Raw genomic sequence first — 15,425 nt, 5'->3', positions numbered from 1 at the left:
AGGTGGACCGGCGATGACCAACCCTGACCTGATCTTCGCCCTCGGGGGCGCGGGCGCGCTGCTCGCCGCGGTGTTGCCGGCGGTGCTCAGCCGGCGGCCGTTCTCCCTGCCCCTGGCCTGCGTCATCGGCGGCGTCCTGATCTTCCTGCTGCCGCTTCCGCTACCCGAACCGGACCCGGTCGCCCACCGGGTCGCCCTGGAGCACATCACCGAGATCTGCGTGGTGATCTCCCTGATGGGGGCCGGGCTGGCGATCAACCGCAGGGTCTCCCTGCGCGGCTGGTCGACCACCTGGCGGCTGCTGGGCCTCACGATGCCGCTGACGGTCGCCGCCGTCGCCACCGCGGCCGCGCTGCTCATGGGGCTGCCGATCGCGGCGGCCCTGCTGCTCGGCGCGGTGCTCGCGCCGACCGACCCGGTGCTCGCGTCCGATGTGCAGGTGGGCGAGCCGGTCGACGCCGAGAACGCCGACGACGAGGTGCGCTTCTCCCTCACCTCGGAGGCCGGACTCAACGACGGCCTGGCCTTCCCCATCGTCTACGCCGCCATCGCGCTGGCCGCCGCCGGCGGCACGGGGTGGCTCGGCGAGTGGGCGCTGGTGGACGTGCTGTACCGGACGGCCGCGGGCGTGCTCGGCGGCCTGCTGATCGGCGCCCTCCTCGGCCGCCTGTTCTTCCACACCCAGCGGGAGAACCTGCGCCTGGCCGAGCACCGCGACGGCTTCGTCGCCCTGGCGGCCACCTTCCTGGCCTACGGCATGACCGAACTCGTCCACGGCTACGGCTTCATCGCCGTCTTCGTCACCGCCTGCACGATCAGGAACGCCGAACGCGCCCACGGCTACAACGCCGTCCTGCACGGCTTCATCGAGCAGGTCGAGCGCCTGCTCACCGCCTGGCTGCTGCTCCTGCTCGGCGGCTTCGTCGCCGCCGGCGGCCTCGCCGCGCTCACCTGGCAGGGCGCCGCCGTCGGCCTGCTCCTCCTGCTGGTCATCCGCCCGGCGGCCGGCTGGCTCACCCAGCTGGGCGGCCGCACCGGCCTGCGCGAGCGCGCCGTGACCTCGTTCTTCGGCATCCGGGGAATCGGCTCGCTGTACTACCTGGCCTACGCCCTCAACCAGGCCGACTTCGGCATCCCCGAGGAGCAGCTCTGGGCCGTGGCCTGCTTCACCGTCCTGGCCTCCGTGGTCCTGCACGGTGTCACCGCCACACCCGTCATGTCCCGCCTCGACCGCCTGCGCGCCCGCACCCCCGACCCCAAGCCCTTGGTCCCCGAAGAGGCCTGATCGCACCGGAGGCCGCGCCGTCGTCAGGGGATGTCGTAGTGGGCGCGGACCTCGGCCAGGAAGGCGGGGCGGTCGGTGGCGGTGGTCAGGGCCTGGTCGATGTGGGTCAGGAGGCCCACGGCGCCGGCGAAGTGGACGGCTCGGACCGGGGTCTGGGGGCCTAGTTCCCGCAGGGTGGGCTCCCAGGTGTTCGCGGCGGTCATGGGCAGGGCCGAGGCGTCGTCGGCGCCCGTCAGGGGGCCGTTGAGGGTGGAGGAGAGGGCCAGGAGGTTGAAGACCTGCTCCTCGCGCCAGCGGGTCGGCTCGGCGAGGAAGGCGCAGACGAACTCGTCCACCTGCTGGGTGCTGGCGCCGACGGCGCCCGGGGCGCCTGTGCGCAGGGCCTCGACGATTCGCTGTGCCGCCTGCACGGTGAGCTTCTTCTTGTACCGCACGATCTTGCCGTTCAGCGAGACGTCGTAGTGGTTCTGCTCCGCGCGCTGCAGACGGTAGTGCTGGCCGAGGAAGGCGAAGGGCCCGCTCTGGTTCCCCGCCGTGGCGAACATGGCGCGCTGGGCCTCGATGAGGGCGTGCTTCTGACGGAGGTCCCTCAGCCCCTTCGCGTCGGCGGGGGTGGCCGGCGCGCTGACCCGGGGCAGCAGGTCGGAGGTGACGAGGCGGACCAGCAGCCACTGGAAGAGCTGCCGGTCGTGCCGGAACGCGTAGGTGACCTTGGGGGCGAGCATGTCCCGCAGGAGGCGTGTCAGCTCGGCGACGAGCCAGGGGCGGTCCTCGTGGAGGGCCGCCGTGAGCTGGAGCAGCGTGGCGGCGTCCTCGTAGGCCGCGGGGCCGGCGCCGGGGTCGCCGACGGTGATGTGGCCTTGGGGGTGGACATGCATGCTGCGGTCACCTTTCGCGGGGGAGCGGCGCGGTCGCTCACGGTGACGTCCCGGTGGAGCGTTCCAGCTCACGTCCGCACGCGGGCCGGGATTCCTGACGGGCGGCGGCGCCGGGTCGTGTGCACGTGGGTTCGCCCAGGCCAGCCCGGGAGCGTGACTCCCGAAGGTACGGGATGCCGCTCGGCCGGTAAAGGGACGATTACTAATTGTCCCCCTTTAAGGAATTATTTCTGTTTTGTGATGCAGAGAGGCGCTCGTGGTCAGTCCGACAGGCGTTCGGCGAGCCAGGCCAGGGACATGGGGTAGCGGTAGTCGATGGCGCCGTGGCCGGCGTCGAAGAGCTCGAAGCGGATGGTGTCCTTCGGGATTCCGTTGTCCAGCAGCGCCTGGTGGAATGCCTGGGCGCCGAGGTCGAGGAAGTACTCGTCCCGCGTTCCCGCGTCGATCCAGATGGCCCGCATCGACCTGAGCGCCTCGACGTGGGCGGGCACCATGCGCACAGGGTCCCAGGCGAGCCAGCGCTGCCAGACCTCGTCGCGCAGCGCGCCGGTGTGCGGGTCGAAGGGAAGCTCCGGCACTCCGTCGGGGCGGGGCGAGAAGGCCGCCGAACAGCCCATGATCATCAGCAGTGCGTCGTCCGCCTCTTCGGTGAACGCCGTGCGCGACCGGAACTCCTTCCACCACCGGTGGATGTCGCCGTCGTAGGCGCGAAGGTAGCGGGCGCCCTTGGCGAACTCCGACAGGTAGCAGTACTCGTACAGCGCGTCGCCCGCGTGGGTGGCCAGGGCCCCGAAGACGTCCGGGCGCAGCATAGGGGTGATCATCGCGCCGAATCCGCCGCTCGACTTGCCGGTGATCGCGCGCCGGTCGCGCTCGGCCATGGTGCGGTAGCGGGCGTCGACCCAGGGCACCACCTCGTCACAGAGGTAGGAGTGGTAGCGCCCCGTGCCCGGCGAGTCGACGAACTGGCTGCCGCCGTAGGACGTCCAGGCGTCCACGTAGACGACGATCACCGGCGGCGCCTCGCCCCGGGCGAACACGTCGTCGGCGGTCTCGGGGAACGGGCGGCGGAACGGCATGCGGTTGCGCCACATGGCCAGGTGACCGGTGTACCCCTGGATGACGTACACGCAGGGGTACCGCCGGTCGGGCTCCTCGTCGTATCCCGGCGGCACGTACACCCACAGCGGACGCTCGTGCGGGTCGCCCAGCGGGTTGCCGCGCAGCAGCTCGCTCTCGATCACGTGCTCGTCGATGCGTCCGACGAGATCGGCCCGCCAAGGCAGCATGGTGTCCTCCTTCGGTTCTCACCGGGGTGTCACCGGCCCCCTGAGCATTCTGCCGCCCCGCGGCACCCGCCCGGGAGGGCGGGGGAGCCTGGGGCCACCGTAACCCGGCCGGCCTCGCCCGCGGGCGCCGCGGGCGGGTTCCGGCCGGCCCGCGGCGCGGACGCCGGCCGCCCCGTGCCCGCCCCGTCCGCAGGCGGCCCGGGGCACCCCTCCGACACACGATAGGGGATAGGCGAATCCTGTTTCACGTATAATGGAACGGCTGTGTAAAGCCGGTGCACCGGTGTGGCGCGTCACGTGCCACCCGGCCATGGAGGACACATCGATCTGCGGCGGGAGAACCGCGGTGAACATGCTCTACGACGACGAGCGGTTGCGTGTCGCCCTGGTCGCCCCGGGAGAGGTGCGGCTGACCGGTGACATCGACTTCTCCAACAGCGCCCATCTCGCGGCCGGGCTGGCCGCCGCGACCGCCGAGCACGGTGAGCTGGCCGTCGACGTCGCCGGAGTGACCTTCGTCGACCTCTCCGGGCTCCGCGCCCTGCTCCAGCCGTACGCCCTGCCGGAGACGCGCTGGTACGGCAGCCGCTCGCCGGTCGACGCGGCCGAGCCCGCGCACGCCGCCGCTCCGGTCGGGAGCGGCGTCCCCCAGGGCAGCCCGCCCGAATTGCGCAACATCCCACCGCGCATGCGCCGCCTGATAGAGATCATCGGCTGGCGCCTCCCCGCCCGTGCCAACGGCGGAGGCCCCGCGGCGCGCTAGAACCGGGCGGGTTCAGACGGGGAGCCGGGCGGAGGCGCCCGCGGGGAGCTTGGCGGCGAGGACGTCCACGCGTTCGATGGTCGCCGGGCGGCTGAGGAACTCGTCGGACCTCGCCTGAAGGGCGCCGACGACCCTGCCCGCCAGGTGCGCCCGGCGGGCGTCGTCGTCGTCGAAGACGTCGAAGACGCCGAAGGTGGTGCAGTTGATGCGTACCGCGAACCAGGCGGTTGTCTCGTGCTCCTCCTCGACCTGGTCCAGCACGTCGCGCAGTAGCCGCGCGACCAGGTGCTCCTTGCCGGGGCGGGCGTACAGACGCACGAGCAGACCGACGGAGGCCATCGTGATCCCCCCTCGCGGAGCGAGACCGCTGAATACCGTCTTCCTCCCGTACCCGATGGCTCGGCACGGCGAACGCCGCCGAAGTGAACCTTGCCCAGGTTTGGTGAGATTCTTGGGCAATCGGGGCAACCGCTGACCGGAACCGCTACTCGGCGGCCTCGCCGGGCCGCCACGGCTGGATCCACGACGTGGCCGGCCAGCCCTCGGCCGCCGCCATGAGCGGGTAGGCCGTGGCGCCGTCGATCGACTCGCGGACGATGTCGGCGTGGCCGGCGTGCCGGGCCGTCTCGGTGATCAGGTGGAGCAGGACCCAGCGCACCGACCAGGCCTCGACGTCCGGGGGGCACCACGGCACGCCCCTGGGCGCCGGGACCGCCTGCCCGAGGTCGGCGATGCCACGCACGACCTCGTCGGTCTCCCGGGCGGCCGACTCGTGTTCGGCCAGCACGCCGTCGAGCGTCTCGCCGGGGCCCATGACGAACCCCTTCTGGTAGGCGTCCGGCGAGGGGCGCGGGCCGCGCCGGATGGTGTTCATCCAGGTCCGCTCCACGGACGCGCAGTGCTTGATCAGGCCGCCGACGCTCAGCGCGGAGGCGGTGGGCGTGGCCCGGGCCTGCTCGTCGGTCAGCCCGTGGGCGGCGGTGCGGAGAACGTACCTGTGCTGGGCGAGGTAACCGAGGAGGCCTTCGCGCTCATCGGCGACCGGCGGGACGATCACGGGCATGCGGCGGCACCCTTCCGCGGGATGGATCCCTCTTCGACGACCCCTGATCCTCTCACCGGGCGCGACGTTCCGCGGGGGTGGGTCAGAGGGCCGGCGGGTCGGGCAGGGCCGGGCGCTCGGGCGGGAGTACGGGGAAGGCGCGGGGGCGCGGAGCCGGGGCGGGCAGGACGATGGCGGTGAGGATCAGGCGGTCGCGGACCAGCCAGCGGCCGGAGAAGCCCGTCAGCTTGGCGCCGTTGACCCAGGGGCCCGTCACGAGGATGCGGGCGTGGAAGGAACGGCGGTCGTCGTCGAGCTCGATCGCCACCTCCTCGAAGTCGAGCCAGCGCTGCGCCAGCGGGAACCACGCCTTGTACACCGACTCCTTGGCGCTGAACAGCAGCCGCTCCCAGCAGACGTGCCGGTTGCGGCGGGAGAGCTCGCGCAGGTGCTCGCGTTCGGCCGGCAGCGACACCGCGTCCAGGACGCCCGGCGGCAGCGCCTCGTGGGGCTCGGCGTCGACGCCGATCGTGGTGGCGCGCGTGGAGAGGGCGAGCACCGCGCCCCGGTAGCCCGCGCAGTGCGTCATGCTGCCCACGACACCCTTCGGCCACTGGGGCTCGCCCCGCAGCCCGGGCAGGATGGGCGCGGCGGGCACGCCGAGGCGCGCCATCGCGCGCCGCGCGCACAGCCGCGCGGTGGTGAACTCCTTGCGGCGCTTGTCGACGGCCGCCGAGATGATCTGCTCCTCCTCGGGGAAGAGCGGCGCGTCCGCCGGGTCGTCGAACATGTCGACCGACGCCACGTACGAGGGGAGGATGCTCTCGATCACGCGTTGGCCCCCTGCGGCGCCGGGAGGATGCGCCGGATCGCCTTGGCGCCGTCCCAGCCGTACTGGCGGCGCTCACGCGGGTAGCCGAGCGAGACCTCCTCGAAGCGGACGCCGTCGTGCCAGGTGGTCCTCGGGATGTGCAGGTGGCCGTAGACGACGGTCGCCGCGTTGTAGCGCAGGTGCCAGTCGGCGGTCTCGACCGTTCCGCACCACTGCGCGAACTGCGGGTAGTGCAGGATGTCGGTCGACGCGCGGACCATGGGGAAGTGGTTCACCAGGACCGTCGGCAGGTCGGGGTCGCGGGCGTCCAGCCGGATGCGCGTCTCGTGCAGCCGGGCCCGGCACCAGGCGTCGCGCGACGGGTGCGGGTCGGGATGCAGCATGAACTCGTCGGTGCAGACGACGCCGCTCTTCTGCGCCCAGGCGAGCGCCTCCTCCTTGGTGGTGCCCGGCGGCCGGAAGGAGTAGTCGTACAGCACGAACAGCGGGGCGATCGTCACCGGCCCGCCGGGCCCCTCGTAGACGGCGTAGGGATCCTCGGGGGTGAGCACGCCGAGGCGCCGGCACATGTCGACCAGATGGCGGTAGCGCTCCTCGCCGCGCAGCTGCACGGGATCGCCCTTGGGGGTCCACAGCTCGTGGTTGCCCGGCGCCCAGATGACGGTGGCGAATCGGTCTTTGAGCAGGGAGAGCGCCCACTCGATGTCGGCGAAGAACTCGCCGACGTCGCCGGCGACGATCAGCCAGTCGGCGTCGGACTCCGGCCACAGATCCTGCACGATCTGGCGGTTCTCCGGGTAGGCGACGTGGAGATCGCTGATCGCCATGAGTCTGCCACTGGCCACGCCGCCGCTCGTCACATGGCGATGGTAGCGGCGGCGCCGCCGGGCGGGAACGTCTGCCAGGGTCCCTGCGGGGTCATGCCCGCCCAGGCCGGAGAAGGGGTTAGCGTTTCACCATGACCGCCACCATCGTCGCCAAGGACCTCGCCGCCGGGCACGGCGACAGGTCCCTCTTCTCCGGCCTCGACCTCGCCGTCGCCCAGGAGGACGTCATCGGCCTGGTCGGCGTGAACGGGGCGGGCAAGACGACGCTGCTGCGCATCCTGGCCGGCCTGACCGCCCCCGAGCACGGCTCCGTGCAGCTCAGCCCGCCGTCGGCGGTCGTGGGCTACCTGCCGCAGGAGCGCGAGCGCCGCCCCGGCGAGACCGTCGACGCCTTCCTCGCCAGGCGCACCGGGGTCGCCGCCGCGCAGCGCGAGCTCGACACCGCCACCGAGGGCCTGGTGGAGGGCCGCCCGGGCTCCGACGACGCCTACTCCACCGCCCTGGAGCGCTGGCTCGCCCTGGGCGGCGCCGACCTCGCCGAGCGCGCCGAGGAGGTCGTCGCCGAACTGGGCCTCACGGTCGGGCTCGACCGCCCGATGACCGCGCTTTCCGGCGGGCAGGCGGCGCGGGCGGGCATGGCGTCCCTCCTGCTGAGCCGCTACGACGTGTTCCTGCTGGACGAGCCCACCAACGACCTCGACCTCGACGGGCTCGACCGGCTGGAGCGCTTCGTCACCGGCCTGCGCGCCGGGACGGTGGTGGTGAGCCACGACCGCGAGTTCCTGTCCCGCACGGTGACCAGGGTCGTCGAGATCGACCTGCCCCAGCAGCAGGTCAACGTCTACGGCGGCGGCTACGAGTCGTACCTGACCGAGCGGGAGGTCGCGCGCCGCCACGCCCGCGCCGAGTACGACGAGTTCGCCGACACCCGCGCCGGGCTGGAGGCCAGGGCGCGCACGCAGCGGGCGTGGATGGAGAAGGGCGTGAAGAACGCCCGGCGCAAGGCGCCCGACAACGACAAGATCGGGCGCAAGTTCCGCAGCGAGGCCACCGAGAAGCAGGCGGCCAAGGCCCGCCAGACCGAGCGGCTGATCGAACGGCTCGACGCGGTCGAGGAGCCCCGCAAGGAGTGGGAGCTGCGCATGGAGATCGCCGCGGCACCCCGGGCGGGCGCGGTGGTCGCCACCCTGCGCGGGGCGGTGGTCCGGCGCGGCGGGTTCACGCTGGGCCCGGTCGACCTGGAGGTCGGGTGGGCCGAGCGGGTGGCGGTCACCGGGGCCAACGGGTCGGGCAAGACCACCCTGCTGGCCGCGCTGCTCGGCCGGGTGCCGCTCGACGAGGGGAACGCCGCGCTCGGCCCGGGTGTGGTGGTGGGCGAGGTCGACCAGGCCCGCGCCCTGTTCCTCGGCGACGAGCCCCTGCTGGACGCCTTCGGCGCCGCCGTGCCCGACCTCGCCCCCGCCGACGTCCGCACGCTGCTGGCGAAGTTCGGGCTGCGGGCCGCCCACGTGCTGCGGCCGGCGGCCACCCTGTCGCCCGGCGAACGCACCCGCGCCGCGCTCGCGCTGCTCCAGGCGCGAGGGGTGAACCTGCTTGTGCTCGACGAGCCCACCAACCACCTCGACCTGGTGGCCATCGAGCAGCTCGAGTCGGCGCTCGACTCCTACGCCGGCACCCTGCTGCTGGTCACCCACGACCGGCGCATGCTCAAGGCCGTGCACACCTCCCGTCACCTGCGCCTGGCGGGCGGGCAGGTGCGGGAGGCCCTCGCTCCGTGACCTGAGGGCCCGGCGCGAACCCGCCGAGATCCCGCCGCGAAATTCGGTGCCGTCTCCGGTGAACCGGCCGCCGCCGCGCCGCGTACCTCCTGGTGCGAATCGCCGTGCCCGTATGCGCGCATGTCCGCGTAGCGGGTGACGGCGCAGGTCATCTGGGAAGGGAATCGCGGTGCCCGTGCTTAGCGTCCGGAAGAAAGTCGTTCCGGTGGCGGCCGGGCTGGCCGCCGCCGTGTTGCTGACCTCTCCGGGGAGCGCGATCGCCGAGCCGCGTCCCACCGTCGCCCAGGCCGAGGCCAAGCTGGCGAAGCTCGAAGGCCAGGCCGAGAAGATGGTCGAGCGCTACAACACGGTGGACGACAGGTACAAGAAGGCCAGGAAGGGCTACCAGAAGCTGGACGACGAGCTGAAGGCCGAGCGCGCCAAGGTCGAGGACCTTCGCGAGAGCGTCGTCACGGCGGCCTCGGGCATGTACCAGTACGGGCAGCTCATGAGCGTGGCCGGCGTGGTCTCCCAGGACGACCCGTCGGGGCTGCTCGCCGGGCTCGCCGTGGCCGGCCAGGTGTCGGCGGAGCAGGCCGAGACGCTGGAGGAGTTCGACGTCGCGACGCGCGGGCTGCGCGAGCGCCGCGACAAGGCCAAGGGCGCCTACGACGACCTCACCGAGCTGCTCGACGAGGTGCGCGGCGAGCGCAAGGAGGTCGAGAAGCTGGTCGGCGAGCAGGAACGCCTGCTCCGGCGGCTCAACCGGTTCAACGCGGGCAACCCCAACAGCGCCGGCGTCACCTACAAGGGGCCCGCGTCCGGCAACGCCAGGGTGGCGCTCCAGTTCGCGTACAAGCAGGTGGGCAAGCCGTACCGGTTCGGCGGGACCGGGCCGGACTCCTACGACTGCTCCGGGTTCGCCCAGGCTTCCTGGGCCAAGGGCGGGGTCAAGCTGCCCCGCACGACCTACCAGCAGTGGGCGTGGGGCGCCAAGCGGCGGGTGTCGGTGAACGACCTCCAGGCCGGCGACCTGGTGTTCACCAACGGCCTCGGCCACATGGGCATCTACGCCGGCGACGGCAAGATCGTGCACGCCCCCCGCACGGGCGACGTCGTCAAGATCGTCCCGTTCGACTCCTACTGGCGCGGCCGCCTGGTCGGAGTCGTCCGCCCCTGAGCCCGGCGCGCCACCTCGGGCGCGTCCCGCGACGAAAGGCCCTGACCACCCGGGTCTTCGCCGCTTCCTGTCGCGGCGACCGCTGAGCGCGGACGCGGCGTCTTCTCGGGAGGCTCGTGCGGTCCGCCAGGGATTCTCGAGTCCGTGCGCGTACAGGTGTCACCGAGGGTTCGTGCTGAGGAGGACGCGCATGGACAAGGTGACAGCCGGCGGGGCCCCCGGGACCGGTGACGGGTACGACGGCGTGGTGTCGGTGCGCGCGATGCCGCGCTGGTACGGCACGCTCTTCGTCACCGACACCCTCGAACGCTTCGGCTTCTACGGCATGCAGGCCATCCTGGTGCTGTACGCGGCGGCCCCGCTCTCGCAGGGCGGGCTCGGCCTGGCCGCCGCCGACGCCGCGTCCCTGTTCGGGGCGTGGATCGGCCTGATGTTCCTGCTGTCGCTCGGCGGCGGCTGGGCGGGCGACCGGCTGCTCGGCCAGCGGCCGGCGATGCTGGCGGGCACCTTGCTCAGCGGTGCGGGTTACCTGATGCTCGCCGTCCCCTCCGGGGTGATGACGGCGGTGGGGCTGGGCGTGCTGGCTATCGGCGGCGGCCTGTTCAAGCCGAACCACCAGGCGCTGATCAACCTGATGTTCGGCGGCAGCAGGGGGCGCGAGTCGGGCATCTCGCTCATGTACGTCGGCGTCCAGGTGTCCGCGCTGATCGCGCCGCTGGTGACCGGCTACCTCGGTGAGCGGGTGAGCTGGCACCTGGGCTTCTCGGTCGCGGCGGTGGCCGCGCTCGCCACCGGCGCCGTGCTCGCGTCCGCGGCGGCCCAGTTCGGCGGCGTCGGCGACCGGCCGCCGCGCCCGCTGGGCGCCCAGGAGCGCCGCGTCGCCGCCGCCCGGGCGGCGGTCGCCGGCACGGTGCTGGCGGTGGTGCTGGCGGCCCTGGCGATCGCGGGCGCCCTGGGCCCGCGAACGGCGATCATGTGCACCGGGCTGCTCAGCGTGGTCCTGCCGCCCGCCGGCTACCTCATGCTGTACCGGAACCGCGAGCTGAGCGGGGCCGACCGGCGCCGGCTCCGCGCGTTCCTGGCGGTGCTGCTCGGGAGCGCGCTCTTCTGGATGATCATCGCGCACGCGGCGTCCCTGCTCACGCTGTTCGCCCGCGACCACGTCGACCTGGACGTCCTGGGCTTCCGGGTGCCGGTCGGCTGGCTCCAGGCCGCGACCCCGCTGTTCATCCTGGTGCTCGCGCCCATGATCGCCTCGGCGCTGCCCCGCATCGGCGGCCGACGCCACGTCCCGGTCAAGTTCGCCACCGGCCTGCTGCTGGTGGGCGGCGGGTTCCTGCTGATGTCGGTGGCGGCCGGGCTCGCGGCCGGGGGCGCGAGGATCTCCCCGCTCTGGCTCATCGTCGTCTACCTGACCCACGCGTGCGGCGAGGTCGTGGTCGCGGCGGTCACCATCTCGGCGCTGGCCGACGTGCTGCCCCGCCCGTTCATGGGCCGGGTCGTCGGTGTGTACTGGCTGTTCGCCGCGCTCGGCGGCGGCCTGGGCAGCGGGGTGGTGCGCCTGGCCGAGGTCGTGCCCGAGGACCTCTACTACCTCGGCCTCGGCCTGCTCGCGACGCTGGCCGGGCTCGCGTTCCTGCTGCGCCGGGCCGCGCTCAGCCGCGCGCTGGCGACCGGCGACCAGGGGGAGGCGGCGGCGGACGGCCCCGGGCCGCGCACCTCGTCGGCGGGAGTCTGAGAAACCGGTGAGGTTTGTGTTGTCCGGGTGAGGACGGGCGGTCTCCTGTACAGGAGTGAACCCCATGTCCCCGACGAAGGACCTCATCCCCATCATGAGTGCAACTGTTCCGCACGGCATCACAGCGGGTCGCACGGCCCGTCGGCGGCTTCGCCCGGTCGCGTCCGCCGTCACGCTGGCGGCGGTGCTGGGCGCGTCGCTGGTGAACGGAGCCCTGCCCGCCGGTGCCGCCGAAGCCCCCCTGTCCCAAGGCCGCACCGTGACCGCCTCCTCCTCGGAGGGGACGGCGCTGTCGCCCGCCGCGGCGGTGGACGGCAAGAGCGGCACCCGCTGGTCCAGCGCCTTCAGCGACAAGCAGTGGCTGCGGGTGGACCTGGGCGAGGTCGCCGAGATCGACAGGATCGTGCTGAACTGGGAGCGCGCCTACGCCACCGCGTTCCGCGTCCAGACCTCCACGGGAAGCGGCGGCTGGAAGACGGTCTACTCCACGACCGCCGGCAAGGGCGGCGTCCAGACGCTGGACGTGTCGGCCAGCGCCCGGTACGTGCGGCTGTACTCCACCAAGCGGGCCACCCGGTACGGGGTCTCGCTCTGGGAGTTCCAGGTCTTCGGCGAGGGCTCGGCCACCCCGGCGCCCAGCGCCACCCCGACCAGGCCCGCCCCCAGCTCCAGCCCCTCCAAGCCCGCGCCGAGCACCACGCCGACCAAGCCGGCGCCGAGCACCACGCCGACCAAGCCGGCGCCCAGTGCGAGCCCGAGCAAGACGCCCACCAAGCCCTCCGCCGCCTCCGCCAAGAAGGGCGTGGGCGTGTGGCAGATGCCCGGCGTGAGCACCGCGCTCGCCAACTCCAAGGCGAGCTGGTACTACACCTGGGCCGTCAACCACAACGGCGTCACCACGCCCGCCGGGACGCAGTTCGTTCCGATGATCTGGGGGGCGGCCAGCGTCACCGAGGCGAACCTCGCCCAGGCCAAGGCCGCGGGCCCGTACCTGCTGGGCTTCAACGAGCCCGACTTCGCCGAGCAGTCGAACATGAGCGTGGACCAGGCGCTGTCGCTGTGGCCCAAGCTGATGAACGCCGGAAAGGTGCTGGGCAGCCCCGCCGTCGCCTGGGGCGGCGACCGCGCGGGCGGCTGGCTCGACCGGTTCATGACCGGCGCGGCCGAGCGGAACTACCGGGTCGACTTCATCACCCTGCACTGGTACGGCGGCGACTTCCGCACCGAGGCCGCGGTGGGCCAGCTCAAGTCGTACATCCAGAACGTCTACAACCGGTACCGCAAGCCGATCTGGCTGACGGAGTACGCCCTGATCGACTTCTCCAACGGCGTCAGGTTCCCCACCGAGGCGCAGCAGGCGGCGTTCGTCACCGCGTCGGCCGAGATGCTGGAGTCGCTGCCGTACGTGCAGCGTTACGCCTGGTTCGGCCTCGGCGCCGACGACGACAAGCCCAGCAGCGGCCTGTTCCACAGTGACGGCAGCGCCACCCCGGCGGGCCGGGCCTTCCAGGCCATCCACTGACGCACGCGCACCGGTGGCGGCCCGTCCTTCCCACGGGCCGCCACCGGTGCGGTGATCACGCGAAGTCGCGGGCCGCCGCCTTGAGCGCGGCGGGGACGTCGCCGGTGACGGGCGCGCCGTGCCCCACGCAGGCGAGCGAGGTGTCGAGCCCGGCAAGGTCGCGGAACGACCGCATGGTGCGCTCGCGGTCGAGGTTGAAGACGCCCAGCGTCACCCGCCCGTCCACGTGCGCCACGGTGTCGCCGGTGAACAGCACGCCGTGGCGGGGCAGGTGGACGGCGATGCTGCCGTCGGTGTGCCCGGGCGTGGCGACGACGCGCGCCCCGCCGCCGAAGTCGATGACCTCGCCGTCGTCGAGCTCGTGGTCGACGGGGCAGGGCGGGGCCGGCGGCAGGCCCGAGGCGACGCGGGCGTGCAGCTCGCGCTCCCAGTCGAGGAAGTCGGGCGGCGGGCCCGGCACGTCCCCGCGGATCACGGGCGCCTCCAGCCGGTGCGCCAGGACGGCCACCCCGCCCCAGGCCCTGATCTCGGCCGCCGAGCCGGTGTGGTCCTCGTGGAAGTGGGTCAGCACCACGCGGGTGAGATCGCTCCTGCGGTGACCCAGCGTGGTGAGGGCCTCGGCGATCTCCTCGCCCGAGCCCGCGATGCCGGTGTCGACCAGGGTCAGCGAGGAGCCGTCGCGCCACAGGTACGCCTGGCCGAAGCGGGGCTGGAGCAGGTGAAGGCCGGGGCGAAGCTCGGTGATCTCCATACCGCGACCCTAGGTCGGCGGCCCGGCGAGCCGGCGCCCTTCCGCGCTGGGCGGAAGGGCCCGCGCGGTCAGGGGCCGGCGCCGGCCGCCGCGGCGGCGGCGTCCCGCTCGCGCCGCAGCGGTTCGTACAGGCGTGACCAGGGGTTGTAGAGACCGGCGGGGACCATGTAGAGGTTCGTGACGACCTGCATCAGCACGACGAACACGGCGTACTGCGCCAGGTTGAGGGCGGGCACCGCGTCCACGGGCAGCGTGTAGGCCATCACGATGCGCACGACCGCGTCGAGGATCAGCCCCACCCCCCACATGGCGCCGACCACCCGCCACAGCCGGCGGAAGCGCGGCAGCCGCTCCCACAGCACGTCCCAGCCCGGGCGGCCCGGGCCGACGCGGTGGCCCAGCAGCGCCCGCGCGAAGGGCAGGACCAGAGGACGGTTCCGCGCGCTGACCAGAATCCACACGCCCGACACGAGCGCCAGCACCCCCTCCTTGGCGAGCAGGAAACGAGGGCTGTCGCTGATCAGCGAGGTCGCGACGGTCGCCACCGTCATGACGGACACGAAGATGGACAGGTGGCTCGGCCCGCGTCTCCCGCGCAGGCCGAGCAGCCCGCTCACGCCTGGGGCCAGCGCGCTGACCAGGAGCGCGGCCTGGTAGCTCAGTCCCGCCCATCGCAGCACGTAGTAGAGCCCGACGGGGATCGCGATGTCGACCGCCAGCGCCGCTCCCGAGCGCACCCGGCGCGCCTTGGACGGCGTCGCGGGCCGGTCGCCGGTCGTGTGCGGCTCCCTCACCTCGGGGGCCGTCGTCGTCGCGGGGTCGCCGGTCGTTCCGGTCTCGTGGTGCCGCGCGTCGTCCGGCGGGGGAGTCATCGGGCGGCGCGGGTGGCGAGGTCGAACAGGGTGACCATCTCGTCGGCGCAGGCGTCGACGTCCCGGCCGGGATCCGCCTGCAGGAGGAAGGGCAGGTTCTCGATGGCGCGCTGGACGGTCATCGCCATCACGCGGGTGTCGAAGGCGCGGAACTCGCCCTCGTGCTGCCCCCACCGCAGGATCTTCTCGACGTGCTCGAGCGTGTCCAGGTCGGCGGCGGCGTCGTGCGATCGGGTCGCGCCCTCGCCCTGGAAGTTCAGGAAGATCTCCATGAGCGCCGTCATCTGCGCGCGGTGCGTGGCGATGTAGCCGACCAGCGAGCGGATGTAGGCGCGCAGGGCGCCCGAGGCCGTGCGCTCGGCGCCGACCCGTTCGGTCATGAAGCCGCCCATGTCGGTGTAGACCTCGGTGAGGATCTGCCTGATCAGCTCCTCCTTGCCCGCGAAGTGGTAGGAGATCAGCCGTGTGCTGCTCAGGCCGGCGTGGGCGGCGATGCGGGCGAAGGACGCCTGGTTGTAGCCCAGCTCGGCGATGGTCTCGATCGCGGCCCGCACGATCTGGGCGCGTCGCGCGGCGCCCGCGGGGGTGTCCTTCCGCCCGCCGGCCGCGCGTGGCGGGCAGGCGTCGTCCGTGCCGGTGCCCTCCGGCTCGGTCTTCCTGGGCGGAGGCTGATTTACTCGCATGAGTAA

At 72.9% G+C, this 15,425-nt stretch carries 15 protein-coding genes; 6 read left to right on the top strand and 9 right to left on the bottom strand.

Annotated elements, in window-relative coordinates; genetic code table 11:
* Positions 1-13 precede the first annotated feature (13 nt).
* Entirely contained in the window at positions 14-1,285 is a 1,272-nt protein-coding gene (locus tag PYR91_RS19070; RefSeq protein WP_279781315.1) for a cation:proton antiporter, read from the top strand.
* 23 nt (positions 1,286-1,308) lie between these two features.
* Here PYR91_RS19070 and PYR91_RS19065 read toward each other — a convergent pair whose 3' ends face one another.
* Complete coding sequence (locus PYR91_RS19065) at positions 1,309-2,163, bottom strand: hypothetical protein (RefSeq protein WP_279781313.1); 855 nt, start codon at positions 2,161-2,163, stop codon at positions 1,309-1,311.
* 260 nt (positions 2,164-2,423) lie between these two features.
* Positions 2,424-3,452, bottom strand: a complete 1,029-nt coding sequence (locus PYR91_RS19060) for an alpha/beta hydrolase-fold protein (RefSeq protein ID WP_279781311.1) — start codon at positions 3,450-3,452, stop codon at positions 2,424-2,426.
* A 310-nt stretch (positions 3,453-3,762) separates the two neighbouring features.
* Between PYR91_RS19060 and PYR91_RS19055 the strand changes: the two genes are divergently transcribed.
* Positions 3,763-4,215: an STAS domain-containing protein gene (locus tag PYR91_RS19055; protein ID WP_279781309.1), complete on the top strand. Its 453-nt coding sequence runs from the start codon at positions 3,763-3,765 to the stop codon at positions 4,213-4,215.
* A gap of 12 nt (positions 4,216-4,227) precedes the next feature.
* Here PYR91_RS19055 and PYR91_RS19050 read toward each other — a convergent pair whose 3' ends face one another.
* The 4 genes from PYR91_RS19050 to PYR91_RS19035 all read right to left on the bottom strand — a co-directional run bounded on the left by PYR91_RS19050 (position 4,228) and on the right by PYR91_RS19035 (position 6,916).
* Entirely contained in the window at positions 4,228-4,554 is a 327-nt protein-coding gene (locus PYR91_RS19050) for an antibiotic biosynthesis monooxygenase (protein WP_279781307.1), read from the bottom strand.
* A gap of 145 nt (positions 4,555-4,699) precedes the next feature.
* On the bottom strand, positions 4,700-5,278 hold the full coding sequence (locus PYR91_RS19045; protein ID WP_279781305.1) for a DinB family protein: 579 nt from the start codon (positions 5,276-5,278) through the stop codon (positions 4,700-4,702).
* Between the two features lie 82 nt (positions 5,279-5,360).
* Positions 5,361-6,089: a 4'-phosphopantetheinyl transferase superfamily protein gene (locus tag PYR91_RS19040; RefSeq protein WP_279781303.1), complete on the bottom strand. Its 729-nt coding sequence runs from the start codon at positions 6,087-6,089 to the stop codon at positions 5,361-5,363.
* Positions 6,086-6,916 carry a metallophosphoesterase gene (locus PYR91_RS19035; protein ID WP_279781764.1) on the bottom strand — a complete coding sequence of 277 codons (831 nt, stop codon included), beginning with the start codon at positions 6,914-6,916 and terminating at the stop codon, positions 6,086-6,088. Before PYR91_RS19035 ends, PYR91_RS19040 begins: the two co-directional genes overlap by 4 nt.
* Positions 6,917-7,047: 131 nt before the next feature.
* Between PYR91_RS19035 and PYR91_RS19030 the strand changes: the two genes are divergently transcribed.
* The 4 genes from PYR91_RS19030 (at position 7,048) to PYR91_RS19015 (ending at position 13,113) form a co-directional block, all read left to right on the top strand.
* Positions 7,048-8,694, top strand: coding sequence for an ABC-F family ATP-binding cassette domain-containing protein (locus PYR91_RS19030; RefSeq protein ID WP_279781301.1), 1,647 nt, complete (start codon positions 7,048-7,050; stop codon positions 8,692-8,694).
* 169 nt (positions 8,695-8,863) lie between these two features.
* Complete coding sequence (locus tag PYR91_RS19025) at positions 8,864-9,853, top strand: C40 family peptidase (RefSeq protein ID WP_279781299.1); 990 nt, start codon at positions 8,864-8,866, stop codon at positions 9,851-9,853.
* Between the two features lie 190 nt (positions 9,854-10,043).
* Entirely contained in the window at positions 10,044-11,591 is a 1,548-nt protein-coding gene (locus PYR91_RS19020; protein WP_279781297.1) for an oligopeptide:H+ symporter, read from the top strand.
* Between the two features lie 64 nt (positions 11,592-11,655).
* On the top strand, positions 11,656-13,113 hold the full coding sequence (locus tag PYR91_RS19015) for a glycosyl hydrolase (protein ID WP_279781295.1): 1,458 nt from the start codon (positions 11,656-11,658) through the stop codon (positions 13,111-13,113).
* Positions 13,114-13,168: 55 nt separating this feature from the next.
* On the opposite strand, the gene PYR91_RS19010 is transcribed toward PYR91_RS19015, so the two are convergent.
* The 3 genes from PYR91_RS19010 to PYR91_RS19000 form a co-directional block, all read right to left on the bottom strand.
* Positions 13,169-13,864 (bottom strand): MBL fold metallo-hydrolase, encoded by a 696-nt coding sequence (locus tag PYR91_RS19010; protein WP_279781293.1) that lies wholly within the window; start codon positions 13,862-13,864, stop codon positions 13,169-13,171.
* 68 nt (positions 13,865-13,932) lie between these two features.
* Positions 13,933-14,736, bottom strand: coding sequence for a VC0807 family protein (locus PYR91_RS19005; RefSeq protein ID WP_279781291.1), 804 nt, complete (start codon positions 14,734-14,736; stop codon positions 13,933-13,935).
* Positions 14,733-15,419 (bottom strand): TetR/AcrR family transcriptional regulator, encoded by a 687-nt coding sequence (locus tag PYR91_RS19000; RefSeq protein ID WP_279781289.1) that lies wholly within the window; start codon positions 15,417-15,419, stop codon positions 14,733-14,735. Before PYR91_RS19000 ends, PYR91_RS19005 begins: the two co-directional genes overlap by 4 nt.
* Positions 15,420-15,425 lie beyond the last annotated feature (6 nt).

Origin of the sequence: Sphaerisporangium sp. TRM90804 (genome assembly GCF_029846175.1) — a bacterium.
GTDB lineage: Bacteria > Actinomycetota > Actinomycetes > Streptosporangiales > Streptosporangiaceae > Sphaerisporangium.
The sequence above is the reverse complement of the archived record's forward strand: the minus strand, read 5'-3'. Positions and strand labels throughout refer to the sequence as shown.

What these genes read in the sequence shown, in the direction of transcription:
- PYR91_RS19015 (WP_279781295.1), top strand. Translation starts at nt 11,656, where the DNA reads ATGTCCCCGACGAAGGACCTCATCCCCATCATGAGTGCAACTGTTCCG.
- PYR91_RS19065 (WP_279781313.1), bottom strand. Translation starts at nt 2,163, where the DNA reads ATGCATGTCCACCCCCAAGGCCACATCACCGTCGGCGACCCCGGCGCC.
- PYR91_RS19050 (WP_279781307.1), bottom strand. Translation starts at nt 4,554, where the DNA reads ATGGCCTCCGTCGGTCTGCTCGTGCGTCTGTACGCCCGCCCCGGCAAG.
- PYR91_RS19045 (WP_279781305.1), bottom strand. Translation starts at nt 5,278, where the DNA reads ATGCCCGTGATCGTCCCGCCGGTCGCCGATGAGCGCGAAGGCCTCCTC.
- PYR91_RS19035 (WP_279781764.1), bottom strand. Translation starts at nt 6,916, where the DNA reads ATGGCGATCAGCGATCTCCACGTCGCCTACCCGGAGAACCGCCAGATC.
- PYR91_RS19010 (WP_279781293.1), bottom strand. Translation starts at nt 13,864, where the DNA reads ATGGAGATCACCGAGCTTCGCCCCGGCCTTCACCTGCTCCAGCCCCGC.
- PYR91_RS19030 (WP_279781301.1), top strand. Translation starts at nt 7,048, where the DNA reads ATGACCGCCACCATCGTCGCCAAGGACCTCGCCGCCGGGCACGGCGAC.
- PYR91_RS19000 (WP_279781289.1), bottom strand. Translation starts at nt 15,419, where the DNA reads ATGCGAGTAAATCAGCCTCCGCCCAGGAAGACCGAGCCGGAGGGCACC.
- PYR91_RS19070 (WP_279781315.1), top strand. Translation starts at nt 14, where the DNA reads ATGACCAACCCTGACCTGATCTTCGCCCTCGGGGGCGCGGGCGCGCTG.
- PYR91_RS19020 (WP_279781297.1), top strand. Translation starts at nt 10,044, where the DNA reads ATGGACAAGGTGACAGCCGGCGGGGCCCCCGGGACCGGTGACGGGTAC.
- PYR91_RS19055 (WP_279781309.1), top strand. Translation starts at nt 3,763, where the DNA reads ATGGAGGACACATCGATCTGCGGCGGGAGAACCGCGGTGAACATGCTC.
- PYR91_RS19005 (WP_279781291.1), bottom strand. Translation starts at nt 14,736, where the DNA reads ATGACTCCCCCGCCGGACGACGCGCGGCACCACGAGACCGGAACGACC.
- PYR91_RS19060 (WP_279781311.1), bottom strand. Translation starts at nt 3,452, where the DNA reads ATGCTGCCTTGGCGGGCCGATCTCGTCGGACGCATCGACGAGCACGTG.